Annotated in this window: 15 protein-coding genes and 1 pseudogene; 8 read left to right on the forward strand and 8 right to left on the reverse strand. The window is 50.4% G+C overall.

All coding sequences use genetic code 11. The features are described 5' to 3' along the window. Positions 1–243 precede the first annotated feature (243 nt). Positions 244–2,430: a lytic transglycosylase domain-containing protein gene (locus ACUVQO_RS12655; RefSeq protein ID WP_445926233.1), complete on the reverse strand. Its 2,187-nt coding sequence runs from the start codon at positions 2,428–2,430 to the stop codon at positions 244–246. Between the two features lie 224 nt (positions 2,431–2,654). On the opposite strand from ACUVQO_RS12655, the gene ACUVQO_RS12660 reads away from it, so the two are divergent. The 6 genes from ACUVQO_RS12660 to ACUVQO_RS12685 all read left to right on the forward strand — a co-directional run bounded on the left by ACUVQO_RS12660 (position 2,655) and on the right by ACUVQO_RS12685 (position 8,466). After that, complete coding sequence (locus tag ACUVQO_RS12660; RefSeq protein WP_445926234.1) at positions 2,655–4,130, forward strand: leucyl aminopeptidase; 1,476 nt, start codon at positions 2,655–2,657, stop codon at positions 4,128–4,130. Between the two features lie 504 nt (positions 4,131–4,634). After that, positions 4,635–4,904: a response regulator gene (locus ACUVQO_RS12665; RefSeq protein WP_445926235.1), complete on the forward strand. Its 270-nt coding sequence runs from the start codon at positions 4,635–4,637 to the stop codon at positions 4,902–4,904. A 9-nt stretch (positions 4,905–4,913) separates the two neighbouring features. After that, entirely contained in the window at positions 4,914–5,321 is a 408-nt protein-coding gene (locus ACUVQO_RS12670; protein ID WP_445926236.1) for a response regulator transcription factor, read from the forward strand. Between the two features lie 50 nt (positions 5,322–5,371). Continuing rightward, complete coding sequence (locus ACUVQO_RS12675; RefSeq protein WP_445926237.1) at positions 5,372–5,800, forward strand: PAS domain S-box protein; 429 nt, start codon at positions 5,372–5,374, stop codon at positions 5,798–5,800. A gap of 41 nt (positions 5,801–5,841) precedes the next feature. Then, positions 5,842–6,207 carry a PAS domain-containing protein gene (locus ACUVQO_RS12680; RefSeq protein WP_445926238.1) on the forward strand — a complete coding sequence of 122 codons (366 nt, stop codon included), beginning with the start codon at positions 5,842–5,844 and terminating at the stop codon, positions 6,205–6,207. Positions 6,208–6,240: 33 nt separating this feature from the next. Further along, the gene (locus tag ACUVQO_RS12685) at positions 6,241–8,466 is read left to right on the forward strand and encodes a PAS domain S-box protein (RefSeq protein WP_445926239.1); all 2,226 of its coding nucleotides are present in this window, start codon (positions 6,241–6,243) and stop codon (positions 8,464–8,466) included. A gap of 86 nt (positions 8,467–8,552) precedes the next feature. Here ACUVQO_RS12685 and ACUVQO_RS12690 read toward each other — a convergent pair whose 3' ends face one another. Together ACUVQO_RS12690 and ACUVQO_RS12695 are read right to left on the reverse strand one after the other, a co-directional pair. Beyond that, positions 8,553–10,436 (reverse strand): aminopeptidase P family protein, encoded by a 1,884-nt coding sequence (locus ACUVQO_RS12690; protein WP_445926240.1) that lies wholly within the window; start codon positions 10,434–10,436, stop codon positions 8,553–8,555. Between the two features lie 74 nt (positions 10,437–10,510). Further along, on the reverse strand, positions 10,511–10,843 hold the full coding sequence (locus ACUVQO_RS12695) for a DUF565 domain-containing protein (RefSeq protein WP_445926241.1): 333 nt from the start codon (positions 10,841–10,843) through the stop codon (positions 10,511–10,513). Positions 10,844–10,987: 144 nt separating this feature from the next. Here ACUVQO_RS12695 and ACUVQO_RS12700 point away from each other — a divergent pair, with 144 nt between their 5' ends. Further along, a complete protein-coding gene (locus ACUVQO_RS12700) occupies positions 10,988–11,599 on the forward strand; it encodes a hypothetical protein (protein ID WP_445926242.1) in 612 nt (203 codons plus the stop codon). Positions 11,600–11,611: 12 nt separating this feature from the next. On the opposite strand, the gene ACUVQO_RS12705 is transcribed toward ACUVQO_RS12700, so the two are convergent. The 5 genes from ACUVQO_RS12705 to polA form a co-directional block, all read right to left on the reverse strand. Beyond that, positions 11,612–12,334, reverse strand: coding sequence for a molybdopterin-dependent oxidoreductase (locus tag ACUVQO_RS12705; protein ID WP_445926243.1), 723 nt, complete (start codon positions 12,332–12,334; stop codon positions 11,612–11,614). Positions 12,335–12,342: 8 nt separating this feature from the next. Then, complete coding sequence (locus tag ACUVQO_RS12710; protein ID WP_445926244.1) at positions 12,343–12,960, reverse strand: cytochrome b/b6 domain-containing protein; 618 nt, start codon at positions 12,958–12,960, stop codon at positions 12,343–12,345. A 27-nt stretch (positions 12,961–12,987) separates the two neighbouring features. Continuing rightward, a complete protein-coding gene (locus tag ACUVQO_RS12715) occupies positions 12,988–13,752 on the reverse strand; it encodes a WecB/TagA/CpsF family glycosyltransferase (protein WP_445926245.1) in 765 nt (254 codons plus the stop codon). A gap of 68 nt (positions 13,753–13,820) precedes the next feature. Beyond that, on the reverse strand, positions 13,821–14,810 hold the full coding sequence (gene bioB / locus ACUVQO_RS12720) for a biotin synthase BioB (protein WP_445926246.1): 990 nt from the start codon (positions 14,808–14,810) through the stop codon (positions 13,821–13,823). A gap of 201 nt (positions 14,811–15,011) precedes the next feature. Then, the gene (gene polA / locus ACUVQO_RS12725; RefSeq protein WP_445926247.1) at positions 15,012–17,939 is read right to left on the reverse strand and encodes a DNA polymerase I; all 2,928 of its coding nucleotides are present in this window, start codon (positions 17,937–17,939) and stop codon (positions 15,012–15,014) included. Between the two features lie 449 nt (positions 17,940–18,388). Here polA and ACUVQO_RS12730 point away from each other — a divergent pair. After that, positions 18,389–18,466, forward strand: a pseudogene (locus ACUVQO_RS12730) (CHASE4 domain-containing protein); the annotation flags it as partial.

The raw sequence follows: 18,466 nt of genomic DNA on the forward strand, positions 1-18,466 counted from the left end.
GGTCAATCGTGGGTTTATCAAAACAACAGGTCTCCCGATCTCTTCCGTTTTGATAAAGACGCTCACAGCGACCAGGGCAGTGGAAATCAGCAATACCCTAAATCACCCAACACATAACCGATTTTCGGTCAGGTATCCCCCTTTCTGGGAACATCCTGGCTGGAGGATAACTGCCAGCTCAGAGGAACTAAGCGTATCTCAGGTTCTATTTGCGTGCAGTAGGGGCATTCCAGTGGAACATCTCTACTGCACTGTCGGATGATCCTTAGCAACCTGAGCCAGTTTTTGCGAGATTTGGGGGTTATAAAGGCGCAGGTAATTCCAGTAGTTTTCAAACACGGATTTTACATAGCCGCGAGTTTCGCTGTAAGGAATGGATTCAACAAATTGATCAGGATCACTCAGCCCCTTTTGGGCCACCCAATCGCCGACGGCCCCTGGCCCCGCGTTGTAACTTGCCACGGCCAGCATGGAGTTGTTGGCATACTCTTCATGGGTGTAGTCCAGATACCAGGTGCCTAGCTTGATGTTGTCTTCCGGGTTGTCTAACTGATACTCCCTCAGTTTGATGTTTTGGGCAATCCAGGTGGCCGTATCGGGCATCACCTGCATCAATCCGACTGCCCCTGCAGAAGACTTGATATCGGGCGTAAAGCGAGATTCTTGTCGGATCAGGGCTGTCACCAGTAAGGGATTCAATTGCCGTTCTTGCGACCATTTTTCGATTTGCTCCAGGTACGGGAAGGGATACAGGGCATACCAGTAATCAATATTTTGCTTCAAGGCTTTGTACTGGTCTTGCTCAGCAGGCACATCGCGCTGGCTCAGGTAGGACACCATGAAGATGCCATCCAGATTGTCGCCCACACTCTGCCGCATCAGACCGTCGGTGAATTGCTCCGCAACGGTGGGTTGCATGGGATTTTCAAATTCCGTCTGCCACACTTTCCAGGCATCCTGATCCTGTCCCAAGTGGTACAGTTCCTGCAGGGCCTTAGAGCCAGCGGGGAGGGTGGGTCGATCGGCTGGACGAACCACCACAGGTTTCAACTGGCGCACCGTCGAGAAGTCCCCCACATCCCAGCCCAGCATGGCCGCCGACCGCCATGCATAGTAGGACTGGGGATAACGAGACAGTACCGTTTCAAAAGCTTTCCTTGCCTCATTTTGCTTGCCCAGTTGACTGGCCCATTTCCCTAGCCAGAAGGTCGCCTCTGGGGCATGCTCGCTGTCTGAATTCTCGATCGGAATGGGAGAGGCCCACTGGATAGCCGTTGAGACATCCCCTGCAGCAACCGCTTTTTGAGCCATGTCCCAGCGCAACTCAGCGGCGGCATCCGATTTGCCATAGCGACTGAGGAGAATCTGGCGGGAAAGAGTGGCTGCCTGGGAGTTGTTCAGTTCATCCAGTACCTTCGATTTTTGTAACAGAGCTTCTCCCGCCCGATCGGGAAACTGACTGATGGCCTGATCCAGATAGGCGATCGCTTGCTGTGCGTCCACCAGTTTCGAGACGCGGATCAGGGCCAATCCCGTGTCCTTATTAGTCGGGAAGGCCTGAATCATCCGCAGATAAGCCTCAGTGGAGCCAGGTTTTTCGCCCAGTTGCAACCCTCGCGCTGTCCGGTAAGCATTCCGGGCTGTAAACGGCGCTCTGGCGTAAGCTTCTCCAGCTTTACCGTATGCCTGCTTTTCCCAGTAGCCAAAGGCGATCGCTTCCCAATCTTCAGGCCGCAATTGATCCTTATACTGCTCGACAATGCGATCAAGGATTTTCGTGTAGTTCTCCAGGTACAGTCCATGTCGAGCAATCACCATCAGCAATTGGGGCTGGTTGGGATTTTTCTGCAGGCGTTGTTGGGCAATCTCCACCGAGCGGGGATGGGCCGGAAACTGCGCGATTGCCTGATCCCACAGGGCTGGATCGATTTTGCCCAGTTCATACAGGGCTTCTGCCGTAGCAGGATCATGGGGATACTGTTTCACCACTTCCTGACGGGTGCTGGTTGCTTTGGCCGTATCTCCGGCCTGCTGGTACGCCTGCGCCCGCTTCAAGAGAATATGAGGAGCCATGACCGGGTAAGACGTTTCCAGTTTATCTAGTTGCTCTAAGGCTTTTTGCGGCTGGTTTTGTTGCAACAGTTCATTCGCCAGCAGGTAACGGGCGCGGCTGCGTGCGATCGTCTCCTTGCCCTGAGCGATCGCGGTCAGTTTCTCGGTACGTTTATTGGCGGGTAAAGCTTTCAGGACATTAATGTCATTCACCTGTACCGTTCCGGTCTGTAGTTCTGTCCCTACCTGAAACAATCTGGCTGAATTCGCTGTTTGCCGATCCAGCAGAGCTTTAGCAATTCCACTGCCCAGCACCACGACACACAACAACCCACCGCCCACGAGTTGATACACTCGTTGCTTTTCTAAATTCGGCATGATTCCCTTACCAGAACTAGAAAATCTCTTGCGACTCTAACATTTTTTAGCAAAAGTGTACGAAAGATTCTGCTCTGTTAAATCAGATTCAGCTAGAGAACAGTTGTTTTCATATCAGAGAAACTAGGATTTTGGACTTGGACAAGGTTTAATTCCTCCTGTCCTCAATCTTTTGATCAATACTGGAGATCAGTAGATTTAACAGGAACGTAGAGGATTTTTTAATGGAGTTGCGTGTCACCAATACCCCCCGCCTGGAATGGACTGGAGATGCTCTGGCTGTGGGGTTATTTGAAGATCAGGTAGAACTCACCGATGATCTGGCTGCCTTGGATGAAAAACTGGCGGGAACCCTCAAGGAGCTCATTACTGAAACAGAATTTAAAGGAAAAGAGGGCAGCAGTGCTGCAACCCGCGTGGGTGGAGGAAGTAGCATCCGCAAAATTATTCTGGTGGGCCTGGGAAAACCGGATGGCTTGAAGCTGGAAACGTTGCGCCGTGCTGGGGCTGCCAGCGCTAAAGCTGCAAAAAAAGAAAAATGCAAGACATTGGGGATCGGTCTGCCGCTGTGGAATGGGGATGCGGCGGCGACAGCCCAGGCGATCGCGGAAGGGGTAGAACTGGCCCTGTATCAAGACACTCGCTTCAAATCTGATCCGGAAGAGAAGCAAGGCCCGCAAGTGGAACAGGTGGAGTTGTTGGGATTAGGTGGACAGGAAGCCGCGATTACCCGCGCTCGACAAATCTGCTCTGGTGTGATTCTGGCCAGAGAATTAGTTGCTGCCCCCGCCAATATTGTTACTCCGATTACTCTCGCTGAGACGGCCAGCGCGATCGCTCAGGAGTACGGCCTAGAACTGGAAATTCTGGAACGGGAAGACTGCGAAAAGTTAGGCATGGGTGCTTATTTAGGAGTGGCCCAGGCTTCTGATTTGCCACCCAAATTTATTCACCTGACTTACAAGCCAGAAGGCACCCCGCGCCGCAAATTGGCCATCATCGGTAAAGGACTGACGTTTGACTCTGGGGGCTTGAACATTAAAGTCTCTGGCAGTGGCATTGAGATGATGAAGACGGATATGGGGGGAGCCGGAGCCACATTGGGAGCCGCCAAAGCAATCGCGCAACTGAAACCGGATGTGGAAGTACATTTCATTAGTGCCGCTACGGAAAACATGATCAGTGGTCATGCCATGCACCCCGGTGATATTCTTACGGCTTCCAATGGCAAGACGATCGAAATCAACAACACGGATGCGGAAGGTCGGCTGACGCTGGCGGATGCCCTGGTCTTTGCCGAGAAGTTGGGAGTGGATGCGATCGTCGATCTGGCTACTCTCACCGGAGCCTGCGTAATCGCTCTAGGAGACAACATTGCCGGATTGTGGAGTCCCAGTGATGAAATTGCCGATCAACTCCTGAAAGCGTCTGAATCTGCGGGTGAAAAACTCTGGCGGATGCCAATGGAAGAGACTTACTTTGAAGGCATGAAGTCTGTGGTGGCTGATATGAAAAATACTGGCCCTCGCCCCGGTGGTGCCATTACTGCGGCCCTATTCCTGAAACAATTTGTTAAGGAAACTCCCTGGGCCCACCTGGATATTGCTGGCCCCGTTTGGGTGGATAAGGAGAACGGTTACAACAATCCCGGTGCCACTGGCTTTGGGGTACGCACACTGGTCAGTTGGGTGCTGAGTTAGTCAGCGTTGGGAGGTTAAAGACTGGTTGGCTGACAAAACTCTCTTGCCCTCACCCTAGTCCTCTCCCAAGTTGGGAGAGGACTAGGGTGAGGGTGGTTCGGGCGACAACGCAAAAGATTTGTCAGTCGATCAGGGTTAAAGAACCTGGAAGATTGCAGAATAAAGATCTGTGGGTGATTCTTTAACCTCCAACAGCGATCGTCTTTTTTCACCCAGTTTCAAATTATGCCTATTGATTCCTCATTCTATCGACATACCTTTAGGCCAGGAATTAACCTCTCCTTACCCCTCTTGATAGAAGGAGGGTGGGGCTGTAGGAGAGGTCACCAAGAGCTTTGTCCTAACTAGGAAGCTAAGACGATGTAAACTTTTAGACTACTTCTAACCAGTTTCTCAATCAGTTGTAAGGAAATTGTAAGGAAATGAGAAATTTTCCTAGTTTGATGATTGAACTGGAGGCTATTTAAAGTAAGTTTGATTAACTTTAATTAAAAATGTATCTATTTGTGCAAATTAATCCTCGCTTTATGCTTTCTCCTATCCGGCTTTGTCCTGCGTTATGAAAATTCTAATAGTAGAGATGATCGCCCTGTCGCGCAAACCCTACAACTCTTATTTTCCAGCTATAACTATACCGTGGATCTGGCCGTAGATGGCGAAGCTGGCTTGGAGATGGCAGAAGCCTTTGAATACGATCTGCTTTTGCTGGATGTTGTGCTACCCAAGCTGGATGGAATTAGTCTGTGTCAATATTTGCGGGCTGGAGGACTCTGAAGTCCTATTTTGTTATTAACGGGACAAGGCGGGGTACAGCAAAAAGCGATCGCGCTTAATTCCGGGGCTGATGATTATGTGGTGAAACCCTTTGATGCTGAGGAGTTGGTAGCGCGGGTGCAGGCGTTATTGCGACGTGGACGATCCACTAGCCAGCCAATACTGTCCCGGGGAAATTTATTTCTGGATCCAAATAGTCGCACAGTAATCTATGGTACCCATTTACTGGTATTAACGCCAAAAGAGTATGCCATTTTGGAGTTATTTCTGCGCCATCCCCAGACTGTTTTCAGTGCGAGGGCGATTCTGGATCACGGCTGGGCTGCCACAGAATTTCCTGGAGAAGAAGTGGTTCGGGTTCACATTAAGGAGTTGCGGCAGAAAAATTTAAAGAGGTGGGTGCTCCCAAAGATTTGATTAAAACCGTTTATCGGGTGGGCTATCGGTTAAATCCCATTTAATCCTCTTTGCCAACAACCTCCAAGGAGTTACAACTGGCTACTCCCAAAATTGCTGAACTCAAAGCGGTGAATGAAGAATTACGGGTCACCCTGGAACAATTGCGATCGACCCAGGCCGAACTACACCAGAAGAATCAGGAGTTAGAGGTTGCCTACCAGACACTTGAGCAGGAACGACAGCACTTACAAAAGGCGCGCAATGAACTGGAGCGACGGGTGGTCGAACGATCGGCAGAACTAAGCCATGCCAATCAATCCTTGCGGCAGCAGGAAACCCAATGGCAAGCCCTCTTTGAGTATGCACTGGATGCCATCACCATTGCCGATGATCAGGGGCAGTATGTAGGTGGGAATCCTGCTGCCTGCAAATTGTTTGGGGTATCGAAGGAAGAACTGCTCTGTTCCTGCGTTGCTAATTTTGTCGATCCGGCATAGAGTTTACTCAGGTCTGGCAACAGTTTTTGCAACAGGGGCAGATGTCGGGAGAAATCACGTTGCATCGTCCTGATGGCACCACACGAGATGCTGAATTCAATGCGATCGCCAACTTTATCCCTGGTCATCATCTCTCCATTCTGAGAGACATTAGCGATCGCAAACAAGCAGAAGTCCAACTACGCCAGCGAGAAGAATTTCTTAATGGCATCTATAATGCCGCAGATCAAGCTGTGTTTGTCATTGATGTAGTTGAAAATCATGACTTTCGCTACGTTGCCTTTAATCATCATGCTGAACGATATGTTGGGGTCAGCCAGCAAGACATCCAGGGTAAATCCCCAGAGGTGGTGTTCGGAGCCGTCACTGGAGCAACTTTCCGGCAGAGCTATGAGCGTTGTTTATAGGCAGGCACCAGCATCTCCTATGAAGAGTATGTTGTGTTGGCAACTCACACAATCTGGACAATAACAACCCCCTCTCCGGTACGCAATGAACAAGGAGAAATCTATCGCATTGTCGGTACTTCGATTGATATTACCGATCGCAAGCAAACTGAGTTAGCATTGCAGCAGCAAATTTTACGAGAACAACTGATTGCAGATATTTCCCATGACATACGCCAGTCCCTGGAACTGAACAAAGTACTGTCTCGTACTGTGGAACTAATTAGAGAATTACTTAACACCGATCGAGTGATTATTTTTCGATTGCGTTCGGAATGGCAGGGGGATGTGATTATGGAATCCGTTGGGGCCAATTGGATCTCCATTCTGTCTACTACCATTGCTGATCCCTGCTTTCGCGATCGCTATATCGAGTCCTACCGCTTAGGGAGGGTGGGGATCTTACACAATATCGATCAAGCAGATCTGGATTTGTGCTATGCAGATCTGCTCAAACAGTTTCAGGTCAAGGCCAATCTGGTTGTACCCATTCTGCAAGGAGAGCAACTCTGGGGGTTGTTGGCGGTTCAGCATTGCTCTGCTCCCTGGCAATGGCAAACTGCTGAAATTGATCTGCTGCAACAATTAGCTACCCAGGTTGGCATTGCCATTCAACAGTCCGAACTTTACCAGCAAACACGCCTCGATCTATTAGAGCGGGAACGAATGCAGTCAGTTTTGGAGGAAAGCGAAGAACGGTTTCGCATTCTCAGCTCACGGGAACAAGCGGCCCTGTTGGATATTGCCTCGGATGCTATTTTTGTGCGCGATTTAGATCACCAGATTCTCTATTGGAATCAGGGGGCCGAGCAGCTGTATGGTTGGAGTGCCACAGAGGCAATCGGTCAGCAGGCGAGTGATCTTTTGCAAGAGCCAACTCCTCAGATAGCAGAAATTGTGCAAACGTTGCTCGATCAGGGGGAGTGGCGGGGTGAAATCCATAAAACGACGAAGGCTGGCAAAGAGGTCATCGTTGATGCTCATTGGACATTGGTGCGGGATGAGGTGGGCCCACCCCGATCTATCCTGGCCGTCAGCACCGACATCACGGAGAGGAAGCAGATCGAAGCTCAGTTTTATCAAGCTCAACGCCTGGAGAGTTTAGGAACCCTGGCCAGTGGCATTGCCCATGACCTCAACAATGTTTTGACGCCGATTCTGGCGATCGCTCAGTTGTTACGCCTGAAGCCATTAAATCTGGATGCGCGATCGCAGGAAATGCTTAGGGTTTTAGAGGATAGTGCCAAACGAGGCGCAAACATGATCAAGCAAATCCTCACCTTTACACGCAGTACAGGGGAAAAGCGGGTGCCCTTGCAAGTTGCTCCTTTGTTACTGGAAGTGATTCAAGTTGTTCAGCAAACCTTTCCCAAGACGATCACGGTGCGTGACAATATTCCAAACCCGTTTTGCGGATTAGTTTCTGCAGACCCAACTCATCTTTATCAGGTGTTGATGAATCTCTGCGTTAATGCCCGTGATGCCATGCCCAACGGCGGTACGCTGACGCTGTCTGTGGAGAATTACTTTGTGGATGCCGTCTTTGCTCAAATGAATCTGCATGCTCAGGTTGGCAACTATGTATTAATCACTATTGCTGATACTGGAATCGGAATTCCGGCGGAATTGCGCGATCGCATCTTTGAACCTTTCTTCACGACTAAAGAACCGGGCAAAGGAACAGGTTTAGGTCTGTCAACCGTTCTGGGTATTGTCAAAGATTATGGAGGATTTGTACAGGTATCGAGTGAAGTTGGGCAGGGTAGCCAGTTTAAGGTGTATTTACCGGCCATTGAGGGCGCAACGGAAGAACTGGTACAGTCAGAGGAATTGCTGGGTGGGCATGGAGAACTGGTGTTAATTGTAGATGATGATATGGCTGTGCAACGAGCTAATCAATCCCTGTTAGAACATCATCAATACACAACGCTAGTTGCCAGTGATGGAATTGAAGCAACGGCTCTATACACAAAATATCAAGATGAAGTTAAAGTTGTGTTGATTGATGTGATGATGCCGAATATGGATGGAGTTACAACGGTTCGTATTTTGCAAAAGATCAATCCCCAGGTGAAAATCATCGCGATTAGCGGCTTATCTACTAACCGAGAAACAATTTTAGCTGCCGGAGCCAATGTTTTTTTACTCAAACCCTACACCCTGGAAGATCTCTTGCAGAGCTTACGTGATCTCATTGGGAGCGATCGCGCCCTGCATTAACCCTAACTGAAAATTCGGCCTTATTAGTTTAGCTATAATTCCTTCTGAGAGAGCATGGTAAGAGAATCAAACTGTGACAGCAGGGATTAAAGGCTACAGATCTGATGTAGCCATGCAGCTTCAGCATCATTCAGCAATGGGGTGAGTTTGTCGAGAACAGTTTGATAGTAAGTCTCTAACCATTGACGCTGACGGGCATTGAGGCAATCGCAATCAATCAATCGTTTATCAAAAGGAATGTAGGTGAGAGACTCAAAGCCGTACCAGGTAAGGGCATCTTCATTGTCTGATGAATTGTCAGCTTTGGGCAGTTCTTTGACGACATACAGATTTTCAATGCGGATGCCACCCCAGCCCGGTTTATAATAGCCCGGTTCAATACTGGTGACCATACCCGGTTCCAGTGGCTCACTGACTCGCTTACTGATGCCGTTTGGCCCTTCGTGAACATTCAAAAAGGCTCCTACTCCATGTCCGGTGCCATGACCATAGTCTAATCCAGCGTACCAGAGGGTTGATCGCGTGATGCCATCTAGTTGCGCACCTGTGGTTCCTTTCGGGAACTTTTGCATGGCGCAGTTGATGTGTGCTTTCAACACCTCTGTGTAACGCTTGATTTGCTCCGGCGTGGGATCGCCAATGACGATCGTGCGCGTATCATCCGTCGTACCAGAAGCATACTGAGCGCCGGAATCCAGTAGTAATAATTCCCCTGGTTGCAAGACTTTCTCTGGATTGGGAGTACCGTAATGGACGATCGAGCTATTCGCGCCCGATCCGGCGATCGTATTAAAACTCAATCCCTGAAAGTCGGCTTCTTCTGCGTAGTTGCGTTCTACCGTGGCGGCGACCTCTGCCTCCGTGAGAGACTGACCGGCGGCCAGTTGCTGCATCATCCAGTAAATGGTACGAGTCTTGGCACGACTAGCTTGCAAATTGGCCTGCTGCATCTGCTCAATTTCGGTGGCATTCTTGCGAGCTTTCATGCTCTCGATCGGGTTTGCCGTTTCCAAAATCTTACACAGCAGCCTGCCTGCACTATTTTTGAGCAACTGGCAAGTACCCATTGTGGTGCGTTTGGGGTCAATCAGAACCCAACTGGAAGGTGTTAGCAAGGATTTGAGGGTGCTCGCATATTGAGCATAGGGCAACAGGGTGACATAAGGTTCCAGTGCCTGATATATATTGATATCGATTCGGTTCAGATTGGTGAACAGAAATGCTTTTTGGGCAGTGACGATCGCGTAAGCAATGAATACCGGATTATAGGGAACATCCCAACCTCGCAGATTAAATAACCAGGCAATTTGATCCAGTTTGGTAATCGGCAGAATATCTGTGCCAGAATTCTTCAACTTTTCCCGCAGACGCTCCAGCTTCTTGTCAACTGATTCTCCTGTGACAGTGTCCGACAAATAAAACAGTTTAGAACTGGCATAGTCCACTGCAGGTTCAGTATCGGCCCAGGGCTGTTGTCCCCGCACCTGATCAACCAGGTTATCGGCAATAGCAACCAGCACTACTCCACACGGCTCTAGCCGCTTTTGCAACTCGCGAAACTGGTGAATTGACAGCGTGAAGGGATCATACCCCAATCGCAAGGTTTTTCCGGCTGCAACGGCCTCTCGTCCCAGTGATTCTAATGTCTCTTCCAGGGTTTTGTGATCGTCTAGACCAACTTTTGAGACTTGAATTAAGGACGCATCCGTTTCCAGTTCTGCCTGTTCGTAGTACCGGGAATCAGCAAATAACCAGCACTGCTCCTGCCCCACCAGAAAGTCTCCTGCGGATCCGGTAAAGCCGCTGATCCACTTGCGACGTTGTTTTGCTTCCGGCAAATATTCATTCAAATGCTCATCCGCTGAAGGAATCAGATAGGCATCGACGTTTTGGGCCACAAGGAGCGATCGCAGGGCCGCCAACTTAGCAGATACATCAGTGGATTGGGTTTGGGATTGCAGGAGTTGCATAGGGGGGGTAGGGAAGGGAATGGGGAGTTAAAGAGTTAAGAGCGGAGAGTTAAGAGTCAAGAATTTTCAGTGACTCATGATCCCAATTTAAAGGCTTCGACAAATAGACTGTAAGTCAGTCCCAATTTTAAGCCGTTCAGCAGTTGGACGGGGAGCGATCGTCGAGTTTCGGGGCGACCACCATAGGCAAAGCGGTTGATTAACTCAGTCAGTGCTACCAGAATCGCAGCGACCAGAATATCTAGATCGGCTTGCTGACCAGAGACGGTGGAAACTGCAGTGCCCAAAAAATTGCCAAACAGCAGACTAATAATCAGTACGGAGAGCCGCCGCCAGGGATTGCGGAGCCAACCGCCTAAACGGTCGGTGATGGTATCAAAGAGGGTACTCAGGCGGGTGTTTTGCATGGGTTGGGGATGAGGATGGGAAATTGGGGATTAGGGATCGTTGAATCCTACTAAACCATTACAAATCATTTGGGGATCGATAAATCAGCGTTGCAGAGGGTAGAAAGTTGCTATTACTGTAGTACAGGGTTGGCAGGTAACGCCATGAGAGGACGATCGCTCGAGGAACGGAAACTTGGAGGACGGTTTGTAGTGGGGTGGGGAGTATTGGTAGCCATTGCGATGGCAGGGGCTGGATTGAGTATCAGTCATTTAGGCCAGGAAAGAATGAAACTAGATGCGACTGCACCAACAGTAGCTACTTCAGAATTGGAGGGTAAGCATCTACTGGCCAAGCCATCTGCGCCCCTGGTTTCGCCTGCGCCTGCGATCGCTCAGGATAGTGCCGATTCGGCTCAATCAATGACGATCGTGGGGCAACAGGGATTGTTACGGATCAGTAATCAAACTGAACAGGTGATCCGAGTGGCTTTATTGATCAAAAAATCGGGCAAAAGTGGCACGGGTGCAGAGGCACAGGCACTCTATGAGCCTCCTGCCCATTGGGACTTTGATCCAGGGGAAGGCCGCGAAAAGGGGCTGGTTGTGTCTTTACCTAAACGCAATCTCAAGTTGAAGCCTGGTGATATTCTGGTTGCCTTTGCCCAGGATGGTTCTCGACAGTATTGGGGGCCGTATGTGGTGGGAACAACCTCTGCTCCGGTGTGGAAACCTAAAGTTAAAGAGTGGGACTTGGTTTTAAGCCCCCAACCTTAACGCTATCTGCAATTACAGTCCGGCAAACCATTCATAGCTCTGGTCTTCCCAGTAGCCCCGGCGCGATCGCAACTGGCTCACCAGGGTCACTCGCGTTATCCATTTACTCAGCTTGTAGCCCAACTTAATGGGCGAGGCCAGCCGTAAAGGAGCACCATTTTCGATCGGCAGGGGCGCACCATTTTTTTCATAGGCCAGCACTGTCTGAGGATGCAAACAGGATGCTAAATCCCAGCTTTCATAATAGCCATCTGCAGAAAAGAAATAAGCATACCGCACGCCCGGTTTCGGTTGCGCCAGTCGAATCAGATCCCGCAAGGGCACTCCCGCCCATTGAACGATCGCTGCCCAGCCCTCCACACAGACATGGCGAATCACCATCGACTTTCTCGACATTTGCTGAATGGTTGCCAGATCAAGTGCTAAAGGATTGCTGACTTCACCATCAACTGCTAGTCGAAATGAGATGAGATCAATTTCAGGCGTAAAGCCGTAAGTATTAACAATCAGCTTTTCTGGCTCGATCTCGCTCACGGGAAATTCCGGCACGGGCGTTTGCGACTGAAACAGCAGTTCCTCTAACTTTTGATTCAATGGCTCCGTCGCTCGACCAGCCAGATTTTCCAGTAGCGTCAAGGATGCCCCTGTTAGCAACATCCCCCCTGCAGAATAACCTGCCAGCCGCAGGAGATTACGCCGAGAAAGAGGATTGGCAGAATTGGGGGGAAGAGACATGGAGAACCTCACAGCATTTCATCCCAGAACATTGAATTCACCAACCGTTCGCCGCCTGCTTTCAGAGCCAGGAGGGAATGGACGATCGCAAACAGGAACACCAGCGGGACGGTGGCAAAGTGGACGACTCGTAGAGCAAACCAGTCGCCGAAGCAGTCTACAATCCAGGGAAACTGGGCCGGTTTGTACATCCCGATGCCTGTAAAGATGGCCAGCAACAGGATCGGGATAATGGCGGTGTAAGCAATCCGGTGCCAGGCGTAAATCTTGCGCTTGGGATTCTTGCCGATTTGCAAGGCTCTCAGGTCGTTACTGCCAACAAAGCGATGTCGCCAGCGGCGGGTAGCCAGAATATAAAGGCCGTACCAGAGCAGATTCAGGGAGAAGATGCCCATCGCGGCAAAATGCCAGTGCCGTCCTCCGGCCAACCAACCCCCTAAGAGCAAAAAGGGCGGAAAGTGCCAGCCTTCGCGTCCCCCAAAGACGGGATTGGCATTGTAAATTTGCAGGCCACTCATCAGCATAATCGTGAGGCTGACGACATTTACCCAATGAAAGATTTTAGCGGGTAGGGATTGCAGCGATCGTGATGTGGACGGAGATCGGGACGGTGTTGCTGAACTCATTGCCACAATCTATAACGAATACCCCTTCTACTGTAATGCTTTCAGACGATACAGGACGGCTTTGAGTGCAAACTTGGGTAAAGCCAGCATCCGTCGCCAACGCCAGGGTTCCTGGTAGAGACGGTACAACCATTCCAGATGGTTCTTACGGAAGAATTCGGGAGCACGAACTTTGGTGCCCGCCCAGATATCAAAACTACCCCCGACTCCAATCCAGATAGCCTGGGGACAGAGGTGGCGATGTTCAGCAATCCAGAACTCCTGACGGGGCACTCCCAAGCCGACCAGGATCAGGGTGGGCTGCAGTTCCTTGAGCAAACGCTCAAGCTGGGGCTGGTCATCGGGGGCGAGGTAGCCATGTTGGATACCTGCGATCGTCAATTGGGGCGATCGCACTTTCCAGATAGCTGCCGCCTGTTCTGCGACTCCTGGCGCTCCCCCAAAGAAAAACACCGAACCCAGCGCAGGAGACTGACCAAAGGCTTGCAGGAGGGATTCGGCCAACTCAATTCCTGGTCGCCGTTCAATGTGTTTGCCGTAGAGCTTGAGGTAAAACACAATTCCAGCACCGTCAGGAATTACCAGTTCTGCCTGATGAATCACCTGAGCAAGGCGAGGATCCTGTTCTGCCTGCATTGTCATTTCCGCATTCAAGGTGACGACGTGACAGCCCTGCTTTTGTTGAGCACGGGACAGCAACCAACTGGAATAGTTCTCAGCCAGATGCACCGGAACCCCCAGCACGGAAAATTGTTTTAGTCCATCCGCCGGAGCCTGTTCCTGTACCGCCATTTCTTCCTCCTCTGCACTATTCTTAGCAATTGTCCTTGCGGCACCCAATTGTAGCCGATTCCCTTCCCTTAAAGTTCCTTGGCCACCATACCCAACCGGCTTAACAACCGCTGATCCTGATTACTATCGGGATTTGGGGTCGTCAGCAATTTGGGGCCAGTAAAAATCGAGTTGGCTCCCGCCAGAAAACATAGGGCTTGCAGTTCATCACTCATTGTCAAGCGGCCAGCAGACAAACGCACTATCGCCTGGGGAAACAGAATACGAGTCGTGGCAATCATCCGTACCAGGTCGATCGGATCAAGAGGAGGAACATCTTGCAACGGCGTACCCGGAACCGGAACCAGGCAGTTAATTGGAATTGATTCTGGGGCTGGATCTAACTCCGCTAATGCCGCCAGCAGATCCAACCGATCCTGCAACGATTCACCCAGGCCCAGAATACCACCACAGCAAACCGAGATGCCCGCCGCACTCACTGTTCGGATGGTTTCCAGACGATCGCGATAGGTGCGTGTGGTAATAATCTGCCCGTAGTAATTCGGGGATGTATCCAGATTGTGGTTGTACGCTGTCAACCCTGCTGCCTTCAACCGTTGCGCCTGATCTGCATTTAGCATTCCTAAGGTGCAGCAGACTTCCATATCTAATGCGGCCACCTGGCGTACCATCTCTAAAACGCGATCGAACTGTGGACCATCCTTGATTTCTCGCCATGCTGCCCCCATACAGAAGCGAGTTGAGCCATTGGCTTTCGCGGCCTTTGCCTGGGCCACCACTTCATCCAGATCCAGCAATGGTTCTGGCTTGAGATTCGTGTCGTTATGCACACTTTGAGAGCAGTACGCACAATCTTCTGGACAGGCTCCTGTCTTGATATTGCAGAGCGTACACAGCTGCACTGCATAGGGATTGTGGTGTTCCCGGTGAATTCGCTGGGCTTCGAACAGCAGATCGGCAAAGGGTTGGTGGTAAATTTGGGAAATGGCAGCAGCAGAGGTGGTTGAGGTTACAGTGGAATCGGATGAGGCAGTGGGCATCGGTATTTTGAGTGTCATTCGTCATTTGTCATTGGTCAATTGTAGGGCAGGGAATGACACAAGACGTAAGACACAATCAGGAATTCAGGGCGATCGCTCACTTGTGGGAGTTGGGTTTCATACTGCCATGGCCCTGTCCCGCCTCGGCTTTATCTTGGCAATCGCCACCCTATTCCTGACGATGCAAGACGCTGTTTTGGTGGCCACCAGCAGTCGTGCCTATTTTGCCTCCATCCAGTTATCACCAGCACGAATTTCAACCACTAGAGGGACTGAAAGCTGGACAGCAGATTCCATAATTGCTTGAATCCTGGCTTGTAAAGTTTCCCATTCGGCGAGAAGCATTTCAAAAATGAGCTCATCATGAACTTGCAACAGCAAATGGGCTTGATGATCCTTAAGTAACTCATGTAGCTTCACCATCGCAATTTTGATGATATCAGCACTGGAACCTTGAATCGGAGCATTCGCAGCAGCGCGTAAAAGTTGTGCGTCGTACTGATCTCGAAGTTTGATTTTATCTAACTGAATTTCTTCAGGAGGCAGGCCGCGCAACTTTCGCAAATTATCACTGTTGAATTTAAAGTAGCGACGGCGACCGAGAATGGTTTCTACATAGCCTTTGGCGATCGCTTCCTGTTGCATCTGTTGCAGATACTTGAATACATTGGAGTAGCGTTCGTTAAAGCGATCGATGAAAGTTTGGGCCAGTTTGCGATCAACTCCGGCTTCACGGGCAAAGCGTTGAGCGCCCATGCCGTAGATCACGCCAAAGTTAATCACCTTTCCTAATCGGCGTTCTTCTGGCGTAATCTCTTCCTTTTCAAAGAGTAATTGGGCGGTCAGGGTATGAACATCTTCCCGCTTCCGATACGTTTCCAGCAATACGGGTTCCTGGCTCAGGTGGGCGAGAATCCGCAGTTCAATTTGGGAGTAGTCGGCTGACACCATGCGCCAACCCGGTTCGGGAATGAAGGCTTTACGAATCTGGCGACTGAAGGCTGTGCGGATGGGGATATTTTGCAGATTAGGATCGGAGGACGACAGCCGTCCCGTCGCCGTAACCGCCTGGTTGAAATCTGTGTGAACCCGTCCTGTGTCCGGTCTTACCAGAGCGGGCAGGGCATCGACGTAGGTGGATTTTAGTTTCGTCAGGGTACGATATTCGACGATCGCCGCCACCACCGGATGATCATCTTGAAGTTTCTCCAGCGTTGCAGCATCGGTGGAGTAACCTGTTTTAATCTTGCGAGATTTGCGTCTGTCCAATCCCAGGGTATTAAACAGTAAATCGCTCAACTGTTTGGGCGATCCCAGGCTGAAGGTTTGTCCCGCTGCTTCGTAGGCTCGCTTCTCAATCTCGGCCAGATCTCGCTCCAGTTGTTTGGAAAATTCCCGTAAGTAGTCCTGGTCGATCCGCACTCCCTGCCATTCCATCTCGGCCAGTACGGGTTCCAGGGGTTGCTCAATTTCCAGCAACAGGCGATCGAGGGCGGGAACTTCTGCCAATCGGGCACGCAGTAAGGGCACCAGTCGAAACACTGTATAGGCATCCATGCCACAATAATCTGCTACGGCTGGAATGGACACATCCGCAATAGTCTTGCCTTTGGGGACTAATTGAGTGTAGCTCTGAGTGAAGATTCCCAGATAGTGACGGGTTAAGTCAGACAGATTGTGGCTCTCTTCCGGATTCAGCACATAGCTGGCTAACATGGTGTCAAACACAACGCCTGCCAAGTGGATGCCGTGTTGTCTCAGGGCAAGGCGATCGAACTTGGCGTTCTGCAGCGCTTTTGGATAGGCAGGATCTTCCAGAATCGAGCGCAGAGCCTCCAGTGCCAGAGCCTTATCCAGATTCTGCCCTGTGTGATGTCCCAGCGGAATATAGGCCATATCAGACAGACCATCGCCCCAACAGCATCCAATTCCTACTAATTCGGCATCTCTGGGTTCCAGAGCGGTTGTTTCCGTATCCCAACTGGTCAGGGTATCTGGTTGATTTCGCTGTTTCAGCAGGACGACCAACTCCTGCAATTTCTCCGGCGTGTCAATGATGCGAGGATGGAGGACGATCTTCTGGGCAGGACTGGCGGCTTCCGTATCTGCGGCAGTGAAAAACCAGACATCATCACCTTGTTGGTTGGCTTGCGTTTGCGCGATCACCGTCGCGGCTACCTGAGGCTGTTCGGCATCTTCGGGCTTTGCTTCCTGGCCACTGAACCACCGATGTAAGTTTTGAATCTTGTTGAGAAAGGAGCGAAACTCCAGCTTTTCCAGCAACGGCAGGGCAGCGGCATCATCAAAGCCCTGCAGCTTACAAGATGCCAACGACACATCCAGCGGCACATCCAGATGAATTTGTGCTAAGTACTGCGATCGCAGGGCATCGTCCCGTCCCTCTTCCAACTTTTTCTTTAATGCGCCTTTCATCGAGTCTAGCGAGGCATAGATTTGGTCTAACGACCCGTATTCCGTCAGCAATTGCACCGCCGTTTTTTCCCCAATCCCCCGCACACCTGGAATATTGTCAGAAGAGTCACCACACAAGGCTTTAAAGTCCACTACCTGAGAGGGCGCGATCCCCAGCTTTTCCTTGACCTGTTGAACACCAAATTCCTTGGGTGGGGGTGCGCCTTTGCCGTAGGTGGTACTCAGGTACAGAACGGTTGTGCTGCCCTCCGGATCCACCAGTTGAAACAGATCTCGATCGCCACTTAAAACTTTCACTCGGAAGCCTGATTCCCTGGCTCGCTTGGCCAACGTTCCAATAATGTCATCTGCTTCATATCCGGGAGCGGTGAAGACGGGCAAATTGAGAGCGGCCAGCAGTTCCTGTAAATTCATCAGGTCGGGTAAAAAATCTTCAGGAGCTTCTGGCCTGCCTTCCTTGTAACTAGCATCGTGGTCGTGCCGAAAGGTTTTCTCCCCAACATCAAAGGCGATCGCCATATACTGAGGTTTTTCTGACTCCATCACCTCCAGTAAGACTTTCAGGAAGCCATAGGAAACGCTGGTAGGAATGCCCGTTTTGGTTCTCAAGCCCCCGTCTCGCCCTTTTGCAAACGCAAAATAGGAGCGGAAAGCCAGAGAGTGACCATCCACCAGAATAAAGACGGGTTTGGGTGTAGAAGATGTGTCAGCCAAAGCGATCGCCACAGTAAAGAATAAGACCTATTGTAGCGACCCCTTTTTCACAGCGTAAGGAGGACCGAGAGTCCAGTGGTTAGCCCTTTCATCTCTCTGGGAAGACTAATCGTGTTCTTCCATCAGCATGGTAGGCATCTGATCAAAGGTGCCCACTCTCAAATATGCCTGTTCCCCGGGTGAGCTTTTTACATTGACTGCTGCTTCAACTATCACAGGTCATTAATGAAATGTTTATAAAAGCCCTTCCGCCGAAGCAATTAACTTTACGAGAGAAGATAATTCTGACCTTTTGTTTCATCCTAGCTGGTTTAACCAGTGTGGTGTATTTGGCTTCTTCAATAATTCTACTGGGCAGCTTACAGAAAGCTGAAGAGCAAAGCGCCCGTCAATCGCTGCAAGGCGTGCTAAACGTCCTTGTCAAGGAGTAGGAAGCCTTCACATCTCGCTATGGCGACTGGTCAGCCTGGGACGATACCTACACGTTTATTCAGGACAAAAATGAGGCCTACATTAAATCCAACTTA

It is taken from the genome of Leptodesmis sp. (assembly GCF_052746595.1).

Bases quoted from the DNA above. Each gene is read 5' to 3' on its own strand.
- ACUVQO_RS12655 (WP_445926233.1), bottom strand. From the start codon at position 2,430: ATGCCGAATTTAGAAAAGCAACGAGTGTATCAACTCGTGGGCGGTGGG.
- ACUVQO_RS12660 (WP_445926234.1), top strand. From the start codon at position 2,655: ATGGAGTTGCGTGTCACCAATACCCCCCGCCTGGAATGGACTGGAGAT.
- ACUVQO_RS12680 (WP_445926238.1), top strand. From the start codon at position 5,842: ATGTCGGGAGAAATCACGTTGCATCGTCCTGATGGCACCACACGAGAT.
- ACUVQO_RS12690 (WP_445926240.1), bottom strand. From the start codon at position 10,436: ATGCAACTCCTGCAATCCCAAACCCAATCCACTGATGTATCTGCTAAG.
- ACUVQO_RS12695 (WP_445926241.1), bottom strand. From the start codon at position 10,843: ATGCAAAACACCCGCCTGAGTACCCTCTTTGATACCATCACCGACCGT.
- ACUVQO_RS12700 (WP_445926242.1), top strand. From the start codon at position 10,988: ATGAGAGGACGATCGCTCGAGGAACGGAAACTTGGAGGACGGTTTGTA.
- ACUVQO_RS12705 (WP_445926243.1), bottom strand. From the start codon at position 12,334: ATGTCTCTTCCCCCCAATTCTGCCAATCCTCTTTCTCGGCGTAATCTC.
- ACUVQO_RS12710 (WP_445926244.1), bottom strand. From the start codon at position 12,960: ATGAGTTCAGCAACACCGTCCCGATCTCCGTCCACATCACGATCGCTG.
- ACUVQO_RS12715 (WP_445926245.1), bottom strand. From the start codon at position 13,752: ATGGCGGTACAGGAACAGGCTCCGGCGGATGGACTAAAACAATTTTCC.
- bioB (WP_445926246.1), bottom strand. From the start codon at position 14,810: ATGACACTCAAAATACCGATGCCCACTGCCTCATCCGATTCCACTGTA.